The sequence below is a fragment of the Spirillospora sp. NPDC052269 genome (genome assembly GCF_040679435.1).
In the GTDB taxonomy this organism is placed as follows: Bacteria; Actinomycetota; Actinomycetes; order Streptosporangiales; family Streptosporangiaceae; genus Spirillospora.
Map to the genome: position 1 here is coordinate 446315 of NZ_JBFAUU010000006.1, position 18200 is coordinate 464514.

Below are 18200 nucleotides of genomic sequence, written 5' to 3' on the forward strand. Positions count from 1 at the left end.
ATGAACGCAGGGTAACGGGCCACTGCCGCCACGTGACGGCCGTGGGTCAGAGCGTGAAGTCGGCGTTCTCGAACGGGCCGATGACGGTGAGGGCCTGCGGCCGTCCGAGCACCTCCGCCGCGATCTCCCGGATGTCGTCGGGCGTGACCGCCTCGATCCGCGCGAGCACCTCGTCCACCGCCAGCAGCGACTCGTACACCAGCTCGCTCTTGCCGATCCGGGACATCCGGGACCCGGTGTCCTCCAGGCCGAGCACCATGCCGCCGCGCAGCTGGCCCTTGCCGCGCTCCAGCTCCTCGTCGGTGAGCCCGCCGTCCAGCACGCGGGCGATCTCCTCGCGGCAGATCGCCAGCACCTCCTCGGCCTTGCCGGGCTGGCAGCCCGCGTACACGCCGAAGATCCCGCTGTCGGCGTACTGCGAGGTGAAGCTGTACACCGAGTACGCCAGGCCGCGCTTCTCCCGGATCTCCTGGAACAGCCGGGACGACATACCGCCGCCGAGCGCCGCGTTCAGCACGCCGAGCGCGAACCGGCGGTCGTCGGTGCGGCGGACGCCCTCGCAGCCGAGCACGATGTGCGCCTGCTCGGTGTCCTTGTCCAGCACCCGGACGGTCGGGTCGACCGGAACGTCCGGGCCGCCGACGCGCGGCGCGGCCGGCGACGGCGCGCCGATGTCGGACAGGTACGGCGCCCACGCCGACTCGACCAGCCGGACGACCTCGTCGTGGTCGATGTTGCCCGCGACCGACACCACCAGGTCGGACGGCTTGTAGTGCTCGCGGTAGTAGCCGTGGATCCGGTCCCGCGACAGCGCGTTGATCGACTCCTCGGTGCCGAGGATCGGCCGGCCCAGCGGGACGTCGCCGTACAGCGCGAGCGAGAACTCGTCGTGGATCAGGTCACCGGGGTCGTCGTCGCGCATGTGGATCTCTTCGAGGATCACCCCGCGCTCGGCCTCGACGTCCTCGTCCCGGTTCACCGACGCCGCGACCATGTCGGACACCACGTCCACCGCCAGCGGCAGGTCGCTGTCCAGCACCCGCGCGTAGTAGCAGGTGTACTCCTTGGCCGTGAAGGCGTTCAGATCGCCGCCGACCGCGTCCACCGCCGCCGAGATCTCCAGCGCCGAGCGCTTCCGCGTGCCCTTGAACAGCACGTGCTCGAGGTAGTGGCTGGCGCCGGCGTCGGCGACGGCCTCGTCCCTCGAGCCGACCCCGGCCCAGATGCCGAACGCCGCCGAGCGGACCGTCGGCAGCGTCTCGGTGACGACCCGCAGTCCGCCGGGGAGCACGGTGCGCCGGACGGCGCCCTCCCCTTCGGACACGGTGTCGGGCTGGCCGCTCCGGGGGCTGCGGCCGGGCTGCTGCGGGCTGGTCACGGGGTGGATCTCCAGGGGTTGGACGGACCGACGGCCCGTCCCGTCAGCTGACGGGACGGGCCGATCGGAACGGCGGTGATGTGATCAGGAGTTGCGGCTGTCGTCGCCGGCCGGGCGACGGGTGCGGCGGCGGCGCGGAGCGCGCTTCTCGCCGTCCTCGTCGTCGTCGACCGGACGCGCGGCCTCGGCCTCCGGCGCCTGGTGCGCCTCGCCCGCGGCCTCCTTGCCGGCGGCCTCGCGCTCGACGACCTCGACCGGGACCAGCGACAGCTTGCCGCGCTGGTCGATCTCGGTGACCTCGACCTGGATCTTCTCGCCGACCGAGATGACGTCCTCGACGTTCTCGATCCGCTGGCCGCCGTGCAGCTTGCGGATCTGCGAGACGTGCAGCAGGCCGTCCTTGCCGGGCAGCAGCGACACGAACGCGCCGAACGTCGTGGTCTTCACGACCGTGCCGAGGAACCGCTCGCCGACCTCGGGCATGTGCGGGTTGGCGATCGCGTTGATCGCCTGCCGCGCCGCCTCGGCCGACGGGCCGTCGGTCGCGCCGACGTAGATGGTGCCGTCGTCCTCGATCGTGATGTCCGCGCCGGTGTCGTCCTGGATCGAGTTGATCATCTTGCCCTTCGGGCCGATGACCTCGCCGATCTTGTCGACCGGGACCTTGATGGTGATGATCCGCGGAGCGAACGGGGACATCTCGGCCGGACCCTCGATGGCCTCGGCCATGACGTCCAGGATCGCCAGCCGCGCGCCCTTGGCCTGCTTCAGCGCCGCGGCCAGGACCGAGGCGGGGATGCCGTCCAGCTTGGTGTCGAGCTGGAGCGCGGTGATGAGGTCACGGGTGCCGGCGACCTTGAAGTCCATGTCGCCGAACGCGTCCTCGGCGCCGAGGATGTCGGTCAGGGTGACGTACTCGCCGCCCTCGTGGATCAGGCCCATCGCGATGCCCGCGACCATCTGCTTCAGCGGGACGCCCGCGTCGAGCAGCGCCATCGTGGACGCGCAGACCGAGCCCATCGAGGTGGAGCCGTTGGAGCCGAGCGCCTCCGACACCTGCCGGATGGCGTACGGGAACTCCTCGCGCGTCGGCAGCACCGGGAGCAGGGCGCGCTCGGCGAGCGCGCCGTGCCCGATCTCGCGCCGCTTCGGCGAGCCCACCCGGCCGGTCTCACCGGTGGAGTAGGGCGGGAAGTTGTAGTTGTGCATGTAGCGCTTGGTGCGCTCGGGGTTCAGCGTGTCGATCATCTGCTCCATGCGGAGCATGTTCAGCGTGGTCACGCCCAGGATCTGGGTCTCGCCGCGCTCGAACAGCGCCGAGCCGTGCACCCGCGGGATCACGTGCGCCTCGGCCGACAGCTGCCGGATGTCCTTCACGCCACGGCCGTCGATGCGCAGGCCGTCGCTGATGACCCGCTCGCGGACGACCTTCTTGGTGACGGCGCGGAAGGCGGCGGAGATCTCCTTCTCACGGCCCTCGAAGTCGGCGCCGAGCTTCTCGGCGGCGCCCGCCTTGATCTCGTCCAGGCGGGACTCGCGGGTCTGCTTGTCGGCGATCGTCAGCGCCTCGCCCAGCTCCTGGCTGACGGCGGCGGTGACGGCCTCGAGCACGTCGTCCTGGTAGTCCAGGAAGATCGGGTACTCGGCGGTCGGCTTGGCGGCGGTCGCGGCCAGCGCGCTCTGCGCCTCGCACAGGACCTTGATGAACGGCTTGGCGGCCTCGAGGCCCTGCGCCACCGTCTCCTCGGTCGGGGCGGTCGCGCCCTCGCCGACCAGCTTCAGCGTGCCGACGGTGGACTCGGCCTCGACCATCATGATCGCGACGTCGCCGTCCTCCAGCAGCCGGCCCGCGACGACCATGTCGAAGGTCGCGCGCTCGAGCTCGGAGTGCCGCGGGAAGCCGACCCACTGGCCGTCGATCAGCGCGACGCGGACGCCGCCGATCGGGCCCGAGAAGGGCAGCCCGGCGAGCTGGGTGGACAGGGACGCGGCGTTGATCGCGACGACGTCGTACAGGTCGTCGGGGTTCAGCGCGAGGATCGTGCCGACGACCTGGATCTCGTTGCGCAGGCCCTTCTTGAAGGACGGGCGCAGCGGACGGTCGATGAGGCGGCAGGTGAGGATCGCGTCCTCGGACGGCCGGCCCTCGCGGCGGAAGAACGAGCCGGGGATGCGCCCGGCGGCGTACATCCGCTCCTCGATGTCCACGGTGAGCGGGAAGAAGTCCAGGTTGTCCTTGGGCTTCTTCGACGCGGTGGTGGCCGACAGGACCATGGTCTCGTCGTCCAGGTAGGCGACGGCGGTGCCGGCGGCCTGACGGGCCAGCCGGCCCGTCTCGAAGCGGATGGTCCGCTTGCCGAACGAGCCGTTGTCGATCACGGCCTCGGCACTGGTCGCGCCCTCGATGCGCGGAGCTTCGGTCACGGGAAACCTCCTGTTTCCGGTTGACGTCGCCTCGCGGTCGTTTCCCGTTGTGCTGACAGGCGGTGCCGGTCTTCGATCGAAGCGCCCGGATCGGGGCCGTCTTCCGGCGGCGATCCGGAGGCCACTACCGAGGACCGGCCGCAGCAGCGGTGTCCGCGAGGCTTTCTTCGGTGGCCGGCCCTGAGGCCGGCCTGTCCGGCCGGTCGGACGACCGGCCGGGTGCCCCCGGGAACTGTCATGCCCAGGAACCGGGGGTCGTATGGGGGTTGTTCTATGCGAGGAGGGAGTGGCCCGATCCGGACCACTCCCCCTCTGTCACCGCTAGCGGCGAAGGCCGAGTCGCTCGATGAGCGAGCGGTAGCGGCTGATGTCCTTGTTCTGCAGGTACTTCAGCAGACGGCGGCGACGGCCGACCAGGAGCAGCAGACCACGGCGGCTGTGGTGGTCGTGCTTGTGCTCCTTGAGGTGCTCGGTCAGGTCGTTGATCCGCTTGGTCAGCAGCGCGACCTGGACCTCCGGGGAACCGGTGTCACCCTCAGTGGTCGCGTACTCGGAGATGATCTTGTTCTTGGTGGCGGTGTCGAGCGACACGTGGCTCCTTCTGTGTTCTCGTCATCCGCAGGCCCCGGCCGCCCGGGGTCCGCATGATGCGTCAGGGATGCGTTCGCGGGCCGCATGAGGGTGCAGCCCGCCGCGCCGGGACCTCGTCCCGACGACTATCCACCGTACCACGCCCCCTGGACGCGGCTGTCACGGAGCGGCGGCGCACCGTGATCACTCCGCCCGGGCCCCGTCCGCGCACGGAATCCGCCGTCCCCACCGTCCGGGAGGCACGGATTCCGCCGCTCTGGGACCGCACGGACTCCGCCGTTCTCCGGCCCCAGGGCGGGCAGGACTCGGCGGAGGTCAGGACCCAGTGGGGATCAGGAGTCGGTGGAGGTGAGGTCGCGAGCGCGGGCGACGTCGCGGTGCATCTCCTCGATCAGGTCCTCGATCGAGTCGAACTTCAGGGTGTCGCGGATGCGGGCCAGGAAGTCGACGGCCATGTGCTCGCCGTAGAGGTCCAGATCGTCGCGGTCGAGGGCGTAGGCCTCGACGGTGCGCTCGGCGCCCTCGAAGGTCGGGTTGGTGCCGATGGAGATCGCGGCGGGCCACCGGAAGGCGGGGAAGCGGTCGGTGTCGGCGATCAGCCAGCCCGCGTACACGCCGTCCCTGGGGATGGCCGAGTGGGCCGGGGTCTCCAGGTTGGCGGTCGGGAAGCCGAGCGCGCGGCCGCGCTGGTGGCCCCGCACGACGACGCCCTCCACGCGGTGCGGGCGGCCGAGCGCCCGGGCCGCGGCCTCGACGTCCCCGGCGTCCAGGTCGGCACGGACCCGGGTGGAGGTGATGGTGTCGGCGCCTGCGCCCGAGTCGGCCACCAGCGGTATCCCTTCAGCGGTGAAGTCGTATTTGTCGCCCAGTTCGGTGAGCAGCCGGAGATCGCCGCGGGCGCCGTGGCCGAAGCGGAAGTCCGCCCCGACGATCACGTGTTCCGCGTGCAGGGCGTCCACCAGGACCCGGCGGACGAACTCGTCGGCGGGCTCCCGGGACTGCTCGGGGGTGAACGGGATCACCAGGACCGCGTCCGCCCCGAGCTCCTCGAGGAGTTCGGCGCGACGGCGCGCGGTGGTCAGCATCGGCGGGTGGGGCCCCGGCGTGGTGATCTCGTCCGGGTGCGGCTCGAAGGCGACCACGACCGAGCGCAGACCGCGCTCGCGGGCACGGTCGACGACGGCGCGGACGATCCGCGCGTGCCCCCGGTGCACCCCGTCGAACACGCCGACGGTCACCACCGACCGTCCCCGGTCGGCGGGGACCTCGTCGAGGCCCTGCCAGCGCCGCACCATGCACTCCCTGCGTCGGATCCTGCGGCCGTCACGCCGCTTTCCGTCTCCCGCCCAAGGGTGCCATGCGCGGCGGGGTGCGCGGTCCGGCGGGGGCGGCGGAATCCCGGCGTGTGAACGGTCTGCGGCATCTGATCACTCCGGGTAGCGTCTGCAGGGTGAGCGTCCAGAGCCGAAGCGGCACGCGGAACGCCCGGAGCGGGGGCATCTCCCTGTCCGGTACGCGTCCGCGCGGGCCCGTGATCGCGCTGCTCTCGCTGGTGGTGGCCGCGCTGCTGGCGGGGCACCGGGCCGTCCCGGGCGCGGCCGGGACACTCCTCGACACGGCCCTGCCGTGGATCGGGCTGCCGATTCCGCCGCTCCTCGCGTTCGGCCTTTACCGGAAGGCGTGGACGGGCCTGGCCCTCGCGCTCGTCCCGGCGGTCATATGGGCGTTCCAGTTCGGCGGCGCCTTCCTGCCCGGAGCCTCCTCCGCTCGGCACGACCTGCGCGTCGTCAGCCAGAACCTGTACGCCGACAACAAGGACCCGCGCGCCACCGTCGAGCGGCTGATCCGCACGAACGCGGACCTGATCGCGATCCAGGAGTTCCGAGACGGCGCGTTCACCCGCAGGCTGGACGCGCTGTACCCGTTCAGCGCACGGCGCGGAACCGTGGCCCTGTGGGGCAAGTTCCCGCTGCGCGAGAGCCAGGTCGTCGATCTCGGCCTGGGCTGGCCGCGCGCCCTCCGGGTCCGCGCCGAGAGCCCCGGTGGGGAGGTCGCGGTCTATGTGGCGCATGCCGGGTCGGCGCGTCCGGGCGCGACGCACAAGCGGGACATGAGCGTGAACCGGCTCTCCGACGCGATCCGGGCGGACGGGTCGAAACGAATCGTCCTGCTGGGTGATCTCAACACCGCCACCACCGACCGCGAGCTCGGCAAGCTGGTGCCGATGCTGCGTGAGGCCCAGCTCACAGCCGGGAAGGGACTCGGCTTCACCTGGCCGTCCTCCTTCCCGATCACCCGTCCCGACCATGTGCTGTACCGGGGCGTGAAGGCCGAGGCCGCGACGACCCTGCGCACCCCCGGCAGCGACCACAGGGCCGTTCAGGCGGACTTCAGCGTCGGCTCGTGAACGGGCATGGGACGATGAATCCAGCCATGTCCGATTCCACACTGCCTGACCGGCTTATCTCCCGCTCCGCCCGCGCGGTGGTCTTCGCGACGGTCTGCCTGACGCTGACCGCCGCCGGACACGCGTTCTCGGCGGGCGCGGCCGTGCCGGCGGCCGGAATCGGCCTCGGATTCCTCTTCGTCGCCGGGGTCGCCGCACTGCTCGCGGGGACGGAACGGTCGTACCCGACGATCCTCGGCGGGTTGCTGGGGGCGCAGTTCGGGCTGCACGTGCTGTTCGTCCAGATATCGGACGGGACCGTCCACCACGGGCTGCCGCACACCGGCCACGCGCATGGCGGCGCGGTCATGACGCTCGCCCACACGCTGGCCGCGCTGATCGCGGCCTGGTGGCTGCGGCGCGGCGAGGCGGCCGCCTGGTCGCTGGCCCGCCGGATCGCCGCCGCCGCGCGCCCGCCCCGGCCGATGCTGCCGGACGTCACGGTGCCCGCGCGGACGATCGTCCGTCCGGCGGCCCGCATCCTGCCCGCGCGGACGGCTTCGCTCCGCCACTCGGTCTCGCGGCGCGGCCCGCCGCGGGCGCTCTCCCTCGTCTGATCATTCCTTCGTTTCACCAGTTCACGTGGAGAGTTCTCGCATGCGCGCAATCGTTGCGCTCGGGCTGGCCGGGGTCCTGCTGGGCGCGGCCGCCTGTTCCGGCTCCGGCGGATCGGACGCCCCGGCGGCGGCCGAGCGGCCCATGTCCCAGGGCCCGTACAAGTCCACCGCGCTGCCCGCGTCCTACAAGATCCCGGACGTCCGGCTGACCGACCAGAACGGCCGTCCGTACGACCTCGCGGCCCAGGCCGGCGGCAAGGTCACGATGCTGTTCTTCGGCTACACCCACTGCCCCGACATCTGCCCGACCACCATGGCGGACGCGGCGGGCGCGATGAGCCTGCTGTCCCCCGCCGAGAGGGCCCGCACCCGCGTGCTGTTCGTCACCGCCGACCCCGCGCGGGACAAGCCGAGCGCGCTCAAGGGCTTCCTCGGCAGGTTCGATCCGTCGTTCGTCGGCCTGACCGGCCCCTACGCCGAGATCAAGAAGGCCGCCGCGGCCGCCAGGACGTCGATCAGCCCGCCGCCCGCGGACGCCAAGGGCAACTACGCCGTGTCGCACGGCAGCAACGTCATGGTCTACGGACCGAACGGCTCGGGCGCGCTCATGTTCCCGTACCAGTTCGGCAGCGCGGACATGGCGCACGACCTCAAGGCCCTGCTGTCCGCGCCCGCCTCGGCGTCGGCGTCGCCGTCCGCCGGGACGTCCGACTCGATCAAGGTCACCGGCGCGCGGGTGCGGACACCGTCCTCACCGGACGTCACCGCCGGATACATGACGATCACCAACAGCGGGCAGCCCGACACCCTCACCGGCGTGGACTCCCCCGCCGCCGGGACCGTCGAGATGCACCGGATGGTGATGAACGGCGCCAACGGCATGAAGATGGAGCAGATCATGACCGTCCCGATCGGCAAGGGGACGGTCGAGTTCGCCAAGGGCAGCCTGCACCTGATGCTGATGAAGCCGCACGACCTCAAGCTCGGCCAGGACGTCCCGCTGACCCTGCACTTCGCCAAGGCGGGCGACGTCGCCGTGACGGCGAAGGTCGTCCCGGTGAACGGCTAGGACCGCGGGAGCGAACGCGGGCTAGGACGCGAAGACGGCGAGGGGCTTGGCCGCGTGGCCCTGCTCCTCGACCAGCGCCAGAAGGGTCCCGTCGGGTGCGAACACGCCGACGGGGCCCGGCCCGAGACCGGCGGCGGGCAGCTTGCCGCCGTGCGTCACCTTGCGGGCGTCGTCGGCCGACACGTCCCGGCGGGGGAACGCCGCCGCGACCGCGTCGCCGATCGGCAGGATCTCCACGTTCTCGGTGAGCTGCTCGATCGTGCGGGCCATGCTCAGGTCGTACGGGCCGACGCGGGTGCGCCGCAGGTAGGTCAGGTGGCCGCCGCAGCCGAGCGCGGCGCCGAGGTCGCGGGCCAGCGCCCGGATGTAGGTCCCGGACGAGCAGGTCACCGACGCGTCCACGTCGACGAAGTCGCCCTCGCGGCGGATGGCGGTCACCTCGAAGGCGTGCACCGTCACCGGACGCGCCTTGAGCTCGACCTCCTCGCCCTTGCGGGCGATCTTGTACGCCCGCTCCCCGTTCACCTTGATCGCGCTGACCTGCGGCGGGACCTGGCTGATCGGCCCGGTCAGCGGCGCGATCCCCGCCATGACCATGGCGTCGGTCACGTGCCCGGTGGACGCGGACGCGGTGATCTCGCCCTCCGCGTCGTCGGTGTTGGTGGTCTGGCCGAGCCGGATCGTCGCGTCGTACTGCTTCTCGGTCAGCGCGAGGTGGCCGAGCAGCCGGGTCGCCTTCTCCACGCCGACGACCAGCACGCCGGTGGCCATCGGGTCGAGCGTGCCCGCGTGCCCGACGCGGCGGGTCTTGGCGAGCCGCCGCATCTTGCCGACGACGTCGTGCGACGTCCAGTCGGCGGGCTTGTCGACGATGACGAGTCCAGAGGTGGTCACGCGATGCGCTCCGAGTCGGTGGTGAAGCGGGAATCTGTCTCCTCGACCGCGCACAGGGCGTCGCGCAGGCGGTCGATGATCTCGGCGGGCTCGCCCGCCGCGTTGAAGGCGGCGGCCGCGCGGTGCCCGCCGCCGCCGAGCAGCGCGCAGGCCCGGCCCACGTCCACGCCGCCCTTGGAGCGGGTGGAGACGTACCAGTCGCCCGCGTCGGTCTGCTTGCAGACCACCGCGACCTCGGCCTCCTCGGTGCGGCGCAGCTGGTCGATGACCCCTTCGAGCTGCTCGTAGGTGACGCCGCAGACGGACCGGTCACCGGCCTGGACGGTCGTCCAGACCAGGCCGCGGCCACCGGCGGCGGAACGCTCCAGCCGGGCCCGGGCGAGCGCGCCCGACAGCACCTGCAGGTAGCCGAACGGGGCGCGGTCCCACAGCTCGCGGCTGACCTTCTCCGGCCGCACGCCCGCCTCCAGCAGGCGGCGCGCCAGGTCGTGGACCTGCGGGGTCGTGCAGGGGTACTTGAAGGACCCGGTGTCGCTGGCCAGGCCCGCGTAGAGGCCCTGCGCGACGTCCGGGGTGAGCGGGACGCCGAGTCGCCGGATCAGCTCGTCCGCGAGGACGGCCGTCGCGGCGGCCTCGGCGTCGGCCAGCATCACGGTCTCGCCGTCGCGTCCGGCGGCGAAGGACCCGCCGGACGCGTGATGGTCAAGGACGATCAGCGCGTCGGCGCGGGCCGCGGCCGCGGCGAGCGAACCGAGCCGGTCCGGGCCCGCCGCGTCCAGCGTGATCATCAGGGCCGGACGGGCCGGCAGCCCGCCCGGCCCGGTCAGCAGCTCCATGCCGGGCAGGAAGCGCAGGCTCGACGGGACCGTGAACGGCTCGCCGAACGAGGCCGCCACGGACTTGCCGAGCCCCCGCAGCACCTGCGCGACCGCGAGCATCGAGCCCAGGGCGTCGCCGTCCGGCCCGATGTGACACACCAGCGCGACCTCGTCGGCCGCGTCGATCAGCTCGAGGGCCCGGTCCCAGTCGAGTCCGGCCCCGGTGTTCACGAGGAGGCTCTGGCGACGCCGTCGTCGCCGCTGTCGTCGTCCTCGTCCTCGTCCGCGTCCTCCTTGTAGGGGTTCGCGTCACCGGCGTGCGTCGCACCCGCGGCCGCCGCGGCGACCTCGGCGTCCGACCTGCGCGCCTTGGCGAGCAGGTCGTCGATGTGCGCGGCGTTCTCCATGAGGGAGTCGAGCTTGAACGTCAGGCTCGGCGTGTGCCGCACGCCGGTCTGCCGCCCGACCTCCGTCCGGATGGTCCCCTTCGCGCTCTCCAGCGCGGCGGCGGTCCCGGCCCGCTCCTCCTCCGTGCCGTACACCGTGTAGAACACGGTCGCGTCGCGCAGGTCGTTGGTGATCCGGGTGTCGGTCACGGTCACGAAGCCGAGCCGCGGATCCTTGATCCGCCGCTCCAGCATCTCGGCCACGATCTGCTGGATGCGGTCGGCGAGCTTACGCGCCCGGGCTGCGTCCACCATGATCGCACTCCCTTTCCACGGCGCCCCCGGAAGGGCGCCTAGTCCTCGTCGTTGAAGAGCCGCCGTCTGACCGACAGCAGCTCGATCTCGGGGCGACCGGCCACCAGCCGTTCGCACTGTTCCAGCACGTGTGCGCAGTTGTCGGCGGCCCCGGACACCACCGCCACTCCGATCTCCGCCCGGCGGTACAGGTCGTTGTCGCCGGTCTCGGCGACCGCCACCCCGGGGAAGTGCTTGCGCACCTCCGCGATGATCGGACGTACCACCGCCCGTTTCTGCTTCAGCGACCGCACGTCTCCGAGCAGCAGATCGAGCCTCAAAGCGCCTACGTACAGGACGACCACCCCGGTTTCCCTAGTGTGAACGACGGCGGCCTCATCGGCTGTTCCCCTGATCGCGTCCCGCGAACACCGGAACCTCCGAAAGACGACCACCCATGTGGAGAGCGCCAGGCTAGTTGATCAGCCTGACGCTCTCACCTGCTTTAACACACTTCACCCCACCCGGATCGGGCAGGGGTAGGGCGCCCCCCTCACGGAAGGGGGCGCCCAGTGCCTACGGCATCAGTCGCGCGGCTTCTCGCGCATCTCGAAGCACTCGACGACGTCGCCGAGCTTGATGTCGTTGTAGCCGACACCGATACCGCACTCGAAGCCCTCGCGGACCTCGGTGGCGTCGTCCTTGAAGCGGCGCAGCGACGACACCGTGAGGTTGTCGGCGACCACGACGCCGTCGCGGACCAGGCGCGCCTTGGCGTTGCGCTGGATGATGCCCGAGGTGACCATCGAACCACCGATGTTCCCGATCCGCGGGACCTTGAAGATCTCGCGAATCTCGGCGGTGCCGAGCTGGTGCTCCTCGAACTCCGGCTTGAGCATGCCCTTGAGGGCCGCCTCGACTTCCTCGATCGCCTGGTAGATGACCGAGTAGTACCGGATGTCCACGCCCTCGCGGTCGGCCAGATCCTGCGCGTTCCGCTCGGGACGCACGTTGAATCCGATGATGACCGCGCCGTCCGAGGCGAGCGACAGGTTGACGTCGTCCTGGGTGATGGCGCCGACGCCGCGGCGGATGACCCGGAGGGACACCTCGTCGCCGACATCGATCTTGAGGAGCGAGTCCTCCAGAGCCTCCACCGAACCGGACACGTCGCCCTTGAGGATGAGCAGCAGCTCTTCCCGCTCGCCGCGCTCCAGGTCCTTGAACAGCTCCTCGAGGGAGCTGCTCTTGCGGGAGCGCAGGAGCTCGGCGTTGCGCTTGCGCGCGGTGCGCTTGTCGGCGATCTGGCGCGCGACCCGCTCGTCCTCGACGACCAGGAAGTTGTCACCCGCGCCGGGCACGGCGTTGAGGCCGAGCACCATCACCGGACGGGACGGCGTCGCCACTTCGACGGTGTTGCCGTTCTCGTCCAGCATCGCCCGGACGCGGCCGTGGGCCACACCACAGACGATCGAGTCGCCGATCCGCAGCGTGCCGCGCTGGACCAGCACCGTCGCCACCGAACCGCGGCCCTTGTCCAGGTGGGCCTCGATGGCCGTTCCCTGGGCGGGCATGTCCGGGTTGGCGGTGAGCTCCAGCTCGGCGTCCGCGGTCAGCACGACGGCCTCGAGCAGACCCTCGATGTTCGTGCCCTGCTTGGCGGACACGTCCACGAACTGGGTCGAGCCACCGAACTCCTCGGCCACCAGGCCGTACTCGGTGAGCTGCGCCCGGACCTTGGTCGGGTCCGCGCCCTCGACGTCGATCTTGTTGACCGCGACCACGATCGGGACACCCGCCGCGGTGGCGTGGTCGATCGCCTCGGTGGTCTGCGGCTTGACGCCGTCGTCCGCGGCGACCACCAGCACCACCAGGTCGGTGGTGTCGGCGCCACGGGCACGCATGGCGGTGAACGCCTCGTGACCCGGGGTGTCGATGAAGGTGATCTTGCGGTCCTCGCCGTCCACCGTGGTCTGGACCTGGTAGGCGCCGATGTGCTGGGTGATGCCGCCGGCCTCGCCCGCCTGGACGTCGGCGTGCCGGATGGCGTCCAGCAGCTTGGTCTTACCGTGGTCGACGTGACCCATGACGGTCACGACCGGCGGACGCGGCTGCAGGTTCTCCTCGCCGCCCTCGTCCTCGCCGAACTCGATGTCGAACGACTCCAGCAGCGCGCGGTCCTCGTCCTCGGGGGACACGACCTGCACGTCGAAGTCGAGGTCGGCACCGAGCAGCTGCAGGTCCTCGGGGTCGACGGACTGCGTGGCGGTCACCATCTTGCCGAGGTGCATCATGATCTGCACCAGCGACGCCGGGTTCGCGCCGATCTTCTCGGCGAAGTCGGTCAGCGACGCGCCCTGCGGCAGCCGGATGGTCTTGCCGTGGCCGCGCGGGGCCAGCACGCCACCGGTCGACGGGGCCTGCATCGCCTCGAACTCTTGACGACGCGCCCGCTTCGACTTACGGCCGCGCGCCGGGCGTCCGCCCGGACGGCCGAACGCGCCCTGCGTGCCGCCGCGACCGCGACCGCCGCCGCCCGGACGGGGGCCGAAGCCGCCGCCACCGGGACGACCCGGAGCGCCGCCGCCGCCACCGCCGGCGCGGGGGCCACCGAAGCCGCCACCGCCACCGGGACGGCCACCGCCGCCACCGGGACGACCGCCACCGCCACCGGGACGGCCACCGCCGCCACCGGGACGACCGCCGCCGCCACCCGGTCCGCCGCGACCGGGAGCACCGGCCGGACGGGAGGAGGGCATGTTCATCGGGCTCGGACGCGGACCGCCGCCACCGGCCGGACGCGGGGGCATCCCCGTCGGGCTGGGACGCGGACCGCCGGCGCCGGGAGCGCCACCCGGACGACCGCCGCCACCGGGACGCGGGCCGCCGGGACGGTCGCCGCCGCGCGGGCGGTCACCGTCCGGACGCGGTCCGGGACGCGGGCCGGGCTTGGGCGCCTGGCCCATGCCGGAGTTGGTCGAGCTGAACGGGTTGTTGCCCGGACGCGGAGCGCCGGGACGGCCACCGCCGCCGGCTGCACGCGGACCCGGACGCGGACCCGGCTTCGGGCCGGCGCCCTGGCCGCCACCCTGCTGGCGCGGACCCGGACGGGCGCCACCGCGCTCGCCACGGTCGCCGCGCTCGGGACGGTCGCCGCGCTCGGGACGGGCGGGACGCTGCTCGCCACGAACCTGCTCACCACGGACCTGCTCGCCACCGCTCGCCGCGGGGGCGGCGGGCATCGGCGCAGCGGGCGCGGCGGGCGCGGGAGCGGGGGTGCCGCCACCGGGCATGCCGGGAGCGGGCGGAACCGGACCCGGACGCGGGCCCGGCTTCGGCGCGCCGCCACCCTGCTGGCCGCCACCCTGCGGGCGCGGAGCGGGGGCCGGACGCGGACCGGGACGCGGTCCCGGAGCGGGACGGGCCTCACCCGTCGGGGCAGGAGCGCCCGCGCCGTTGCCCGAGGGGCTCGGCTTGGGCGGAGTCGGACGGGGAGCCTGCTTCTTCCCGGCCTTGGGGCCGGGCTTGCCGGACCCCTGATTGAAAGCTTCTGCGAGCCTGCGAACAACCGGCGCCTCAATCGTTGAGGACGCCGACCGTACGAACTCGCCCATCTCCTGGAGCTTGGCCATGACGACCTTGCTCTCTACACCGAACTCCTTGGCGAGTTCGTAAACCCGGACCTTCGCCACTGCACTCCCTACCTCGGTCCGGGGGTGCGGCCTCCGGACCGTCGTTACCTTGCCGTACTCATCGCGGCGTGCTCATCGAGCGCTCATAGCAATCTCGACCTGCTTCCGACTAGACGTCGCCTACCGTTCGGCCATCCTGCTGCTGCGCGGCGTGTGCCGCAAGTGCGGATTCCAGCCCGCTGTGATCGAGCGGCCCCTGGACGCGAAAGGCCCGGGGGAACGCCCGACGCTTGACGGCGAGCTGGAGGCACTTCGGATCAGGGTGCAGGTGAGCACCCCGGCCCGGAAGCCGCCCCTGCGGATCGAGGACGATCACATCGTCCCGGACCACCAGGCGCAACAGGTCGGACTTGGCCGTGCGAACCCGGCAGCCCACGCACGTTCGTGCGGGGACCGCCCGGTCACCACCCATCAGTCTACCGTGCCGAGGCGTCTGCGGGACCTGCGGCCGGGGCCGCGGACGAAGAAGGCCCGTTTTCGCCCGATTCGTCGCCCTGCCGAGGGGTGTCCTCGGAGGGGTTCCGGGACCCGCCGGCCGCACCGGCGCCGCCCTCGGAGCGTCCGCCGGACTGCCCCGCCTGGCCCGCCGGACCGCCCGCCGACTCGGTGTCGGAGCGGATGTCGATCTTCCAGCCGGTCAGCCGCGCGGCGAGCCGGGCGTTCTGCCCCTCCTTGCCGATGGCCAGGGAGAGCTGGTAGTCCGGCACCACCACGCGGGCGGTGCGGGCGGCCTCGTCCACCACGGTCACACTGTTGACCCGGGCGGGTGAGAGCGCGTTTCCGACGAACTCGGCCGGGTCGTCCGACCAGTCCACGATGTCGATCTTCTCGCCGTGCAGCTCGGCCATCACATTACGGACACGGCTGCCCAGCGGGCCGATGCAGGCGCCCTTGGCGTTCACGCCGGGCTTGCGCGAGCGCACCGCGATCTTGGTGCGGTGGCCGGCCTCGCGGGCGATCGCGGCGATCTCGACGGTGCCGTCGGCGATCTCCGGGACCTCCAGCGCGAAGAGCTTCTTCACCAGGTTCGGGTGGGTGCGCGACAGCTGCACCGACGGGCCGCGGTGGCCCTTGCGGACCTGCACCACGTAGGCGCGCAGGCGCTCGCCGTGCTCGTACCGCTCACCGGGGACCTGCTCCTGCGGCTGCAGGATCGCCTCGAGCTTGCCGAGGTCGACCAGCACGTTCCGCGGGTCCTTGCCCTGCTGGATGACCCCGGAGACGATGTCGCCCTCGCGCTCGGCGAACTCGCCCAGGGTCAGCTCGTCCTCGGCGTCGCGCAGCTTCTGCAGGATGACCTGCTTGGCCGTCGTCGCCGCGATGCGCGAGAAGTCGTCCGGGGTGTCGTCGAACTCCCGGACGGCCGTGCCCTCCTCGTCGGTCTCGGTCGCCCACACGGTGACGTGCCCGGTCGAGCGGTCGAGCTCGACGCGCGCGCGGGTGGCCGCGTCCTCGCCCCGGTGGTAGGCGATCAGCAGAGCGTCTTCGATCGCCTTGATCGCGACGTCCAGCGAGATGTCCTTCTCGCTCTCCAGCAGCCGCAGGGCTGTCATGTCGATGTCCACGAGGCTCCCCCCTCTATTCCGGCTCGGCCGGAGAACGTGTTTCCTCGGCCTCGCCCGCGAGGTCGTCCACGGGCTCCTCGTCGCCGTGCTCGTCCGCAGCGGCGTCGATCTCGGCTTCACTGTCCTGGTCGGCGTCCAGGTCCGCGTCGTCGTCGGCGGTGTCGGCGTCCGCGCCCTTGCCGGCGGTGATGTCCGCGTCGGAGCGGAACTCGACCTGGACGCGGCCCGGGCCGAGGTCGGCGAGCGCGAACTCGCGCCGCACCGGCTTGACCGGACGGCCCTTGGCGCCCTTCTTGCCCTTGGCGGGCAGGACGTCGATGACGACGGTCTCGTCGTCGGCGGAGACCACGCGGCCCTCGATCTGGCCGGCCTCGTCACCCGCCAGGGGCACCTCGACCAGCCGCCCGGCGGCGCGCCGCCAGTGCCGGGCCTCGGTGAGCGGGCGGTCGACGCCCGGCGAGGTGACCTCCAGCACGTACGGGGCGGCGCCCATCACGTCGGAGGCGTCCAGCAGCTCCGAGGCCGCATGGCTGATGTCGGCGACGTCGTCGAGGCTGACCCCGTCGTCGCCGTCCACGACGATCTTGACGAGCCGGCGGCGTCCGGCCGGACGCACCTCGACCGCCTCCAGATCGAACCCGGCGCCCGCCACCTCGGGCGTGAGCAGCCGGATCAGCTCGGCGGCCGTCTCGTCGCGGGGCCGCTTGGCCCCGGCCTGCGCGGCCGGGCCCCCGGTCGGGGCGGCCTCGTCGGCACGGCCCCGGTGAGCGCTGCCGCCACGGGACTCGACGCTCATGGGACCTCCTCCTGTTGTGCGGTTTCCACCGTGTGTCCGGTGACCCCTCAAGACTATCGACAGCCGGACACCTCAGCGGCCTTTCGGACAGCTCACCGGCGTGCCGCCGGGCCGCCGCCACCGCCGGGATGTGGGATGCTTGGGCACTCCACCCACCATCATGATCCGGTGAGGAGTCGCGCGTGCCCGAGGCCGGGGCCGGGAAGGGCCTGTCCACGCTTCCCGGGGCGCTGTCGCGCCGGTCGCTGCTCGGCGGTTCCGCCGCCCTCACCCTGCCCGCGTTGCCGCTGCTCGGCGGCTGCAGGGCGGTCCGGCCCACGAAGGCCGACACCTCCGCGCTGCCCGTCCTGGTGACGGCGATCACCGCCGAACAGGACCTGGTGGCCCGCTACCAGGCGGCGCGCTCGGCGCACGCCGGTCTGGCCTGGCTGCTCGATCCGGTCCTCGCCCACCACCGCTCGCACCTGGCCGTCCTGCGCCGCCACTACGTCCCGGGGTCGGGACGGCGGGCCGGCGAGGGTGGCAAGATTCCGCCATCTCCGCAGGTCACAGCCCCTTCCGGTGGCGCCGCGGCGGTGCTGGCCGATCTTCGGCGGGCCGAGACGGGAGCGGCGGCGCGGCTGGCGGCGGACGTCGCGAAGGTGGACGCGGGGCTGGCGCAGGTGCTGGCGAGCATCGGCGCGTGTGAGGCCGGGCACGTCGAGGCGCTGGGGAGGGCGTCGTGAGTGAGGTGACGGCGGTCTCGGCGCTCCAGGAGGCGCTGAAGGCCGAGCACGCCGCCGTGTACGGGTACGGGGTGCTCGGGGCCAGGCTTCGCGGGGCCACGCAGGACACCGCCCGCACGATCTGGGACGACCACCGGGCCCAGCGCGACGACCTGATCACGCGACTGGCGGCGCGGGGCGTCCGGGCCGTGGCGGCCTCCCCCGTCTACAAGCTGCCGGTGCGTCCGGTGTCGGGGCGGACGGCGGCGCAGCTCGCGGCGGCGCTGGAGCGCGCTCTGGTGACGGCGTACACGGGGCTGGCGGGGACGCCCGATCCGGCGCTGCGGACGATCGCGGCACGTGAGATGCAGCAGGCCATGGCGCGTTCGGTGCGCTGGCAGGCGATGTCGGGGGCGGGGCGGGTGACCGGGCCGTCCAGCGCGTTCCCGGGGCTGCCGGACTCGGCGCTGGCCCCCGCCCCCGAGCCGGGAGGCTCCGGCGGCTGATCCTTCGGACGGTCCTATTCTGGGAACTGCGAGGCTTTAGTTCTCGTTAGTCCGCTTTGCAGGTACTGGGGCCATCGGGG

The 18200-nt window shown here is 72.4% G+C and carries 16 protein-coding genes and 1 pseudogene; 5 read left to right on the forward strand and 12 right to left on the reverse strand.

Features of this window, described 5'->3' with window-relative positions:
* Nucleotides 1–46 precede the first annotated feature (46 nt).
* The 4 genes from AB0L06_RS15870 to AB0L06_RS15885 form a co-directional block, all read right to left on the reverse strand.
* Nucleotides 47–1378 (reverse strand): M16 family metallopeptidase, encoded by a 1332-nt coding sequence (locus AB0L06_RS15870; protein ID WP_500231718.1) that lies wholly within the window; start codon nucleotides 1376–1378, stop codon nucleotides 47–49.
* An 84-nt stretch (nucleotides 1379–1462) separates the two neighbouring features.
* Nucleotides 1463–3784, reverse strand: a complete 2322-nt coding sequence (locus AB0L06_RS15875) for a polyribonucleotide nucleotidyltransferase (protein ID WP_500231772.1) — start codon at nucleotides 3782–3784, stop codon at nucleotides 1463–1465.
* A 339-nt stretch (nucleotides 3785–4123) separates the two neighbouring features.
* Nucleotides 4124–4393, reverse strand: coding sequence for a 30S ribosomal protein S15 (gene rpsO, locus AB0L06_RS15880; RefSeq protein ID WP_500231719.1), 270 nt, complete (start codon nucleotides 4391–4393; stop codon nucleotides 4124–4126).
* 332 nt (nucleotides 4394–4725) lie between these two features.
* Entirely contained in the window at nucleotides 4726–5685 is a 960-nt protein-coding gene (locus AB0L06_RS15885; RefSeq protein ID WP_500231773.1) for a bifunctional riboflavin kinase/FAD synthetase, read from the reverse strand.
* Between the two features lie 158 nt (nucleotides 5686–5843).
* Here AB0L06_RS15885 and AB0L06_RS15890 point away from each other — a divergent pair, with 158 nt between their 5' ends.
* The 3 genes from AB0L06_RS15890 to AB0L06_RS15900 are packed head-to-tail and all read left to right on the forward strand — an operon-like array spanning nucleotide 5844 to nucleotide 8465.
* Nucleotides 5844–6800 (forward strand): endonuclease/exonuclease/phosphatase family protein, encoded by a 957-nt coding sequence (locus AB0L06_RS15890; RefSeq protein WP_500231720.1) that lies wholly within the window; start codon nucleotides 5844–5846, stop codon nucleotides 6798–6800.
* Between the two features lie 26 nt (nucleotides 6801–6826).
* Nucleotides 6827–7396, forward strand: a complete 570-nt coding sequence (locus AB0L06_RS15895; RefSeq protein WP_500231721.1) for an MFS transporter — start codon at nucleotides 6827–6829, stop codon at nucleotides 7394–7396.
* 40 nt (nucleotides 7397–7436) lie between these two features.
* Entirely contained in the window at nucleotides 7437–8465 is a 1029-nt protein-coding gene (locus tag AB0L06_RS15900) for an SCO family protein (RefSeq protein ID WP_500231722.1), read from the forward strand.
* A gap of 21 nt (nucleotides 8466–8486) precedes the next feature.
* Here AB0L06_RS15900 and truB read toward each other — a convergent pair whose 3' ends face one another.
* The 8 genes and pseudogenes from truB to rimP all read right to left on the reverse strand — a co-directional run.
* Nucleotides 8487–9359, reverse strand: coding sequence for a tRNA pseudouridine(55) synthase TruB (truB, locus tag AB0L06_RS15905; RefSeq protein ID WP_500231723.1), 873 nt, complete (start codon nucleotides 9357–9359; stop codon nucleotides 8487–8489).
* Nucleotides 9356–10408, reverse strand: coding sequence for a DHH family phosphoesterase (locus tag AB0L06_RS15910; protein WP_500231724.1), 1053 nt, complete (start codon nucleotides 10406–10408; stop codon nucleotides 9356–9358). The genes truB and AB0L06_RS15910 overlap by 4 nt, the downstream gene beginning before the upstream one ends.
* Entirely contained in the window at nucleotides 10405–10878 is a 474-nt protein-coding gene (gene rbfA / locus AB0L06_RS15915) for a 30S ribosome-binding factor RbfA (protein ID WP_500231725.1), read from the reverse strand. Before rbfA ends, AB0L06_RS15910 begins: the two co-directional genes overlap by 4 nt.
* Before the next feature lie 38 nt (nucleotides 10879–10916).
* Nucleotides 10917–11213, reverse strand: coding sequence for a DUF503 domain-containing protein (locus AB0L06_RS15920; RefSeq protein ID WP_500231774.1), 297 nt, complete (start codon nucleotides 11211–11213; stop codon nucleotides 10917–10919).
* A 228-nt stretch (nucleotides 11214–11441) separates the two neighbouring features.
* On the reverse strand, nucleotides 11442–14549 hold the full coding sequence (infB, locus tag AB0L06_RS15925) for a translation initiation factor IF-2 (RefSeq protein ID WP_500231726.1): 3108 nt from the start codon (nucleotides 14547–14549) through the stop codon (nucleotides 11442–11444).
* Between the two features lie 109 nt (nucleotides 14550–14658).
* Nucleotides 14659–14961: a YlxR family protein gene (locus AB0L06_RS15930; protein ID WP_500231727.1), complete on the reverse strand. Its 303-nt coding sequence runs from the start codon at nucleotides 14959–14961 to the stop codon at nucleotides 14659–14661.
* Between the two features lie 4 nt (nucleotides 14962–14965).
* On the reverse strand, nucleotides 14966–16102 hold the full coding sequence (gene nusA / locus AB0L06_RS15935) for a transcription termination factor NusA (RefSeq protein ID WP_500231775.1): 1137 nt from the start codon (nucleotides 16100–16102) through the stop codon (nucleotides 14966–14968).
* 208 nt (nucleotides 16103–16310) lie between these two features.
* A pseudogene (rimP, locus tag AB0L06_RS15940) lies at nucleotides 16311–16910 on the reverse strand (ribosome maturation factor RimP); the annotation flags it as partial.
* A 182-nt stretch (nucleotides 16911–17092) separates the two neighbouring features.
* Between rimP and AB0L06_RS15945 the strand changes: the two are divergent.
* Both AB0L06_RS15945 and AB0L06_RS15950 read left to right on the forward strand, forming a co-directional pair.
* Nucleotides 17093–17635, forward strand: a complete 543-nt coding sequence (locus AB0L06_RS15945) for a hypothetical protein (RefSeq protein WP_500231728.1) — start codon at nucleotides 17093–17095, stop codon at nucleotides 17633–17635.
* The gene (locus AB0L06_RS15950) at nucleotides 17632–18120 is read left to right on the forward strand and encodes a ferritin-like domain-containing protein (protein ID WP_500231729.1); all 489 of its coding nucleotides are present in this window, start codon (nucleotides 17632–17634) and stop codon (nucleotides 18118–18120) included. Before AB0L06_RS15945 ends, AB0L06_RS15950 begins: the two co-directional genes overlap by 4 nt.
* Nucleotides 18121–18200: the final 80 nt, after the last annotated feature.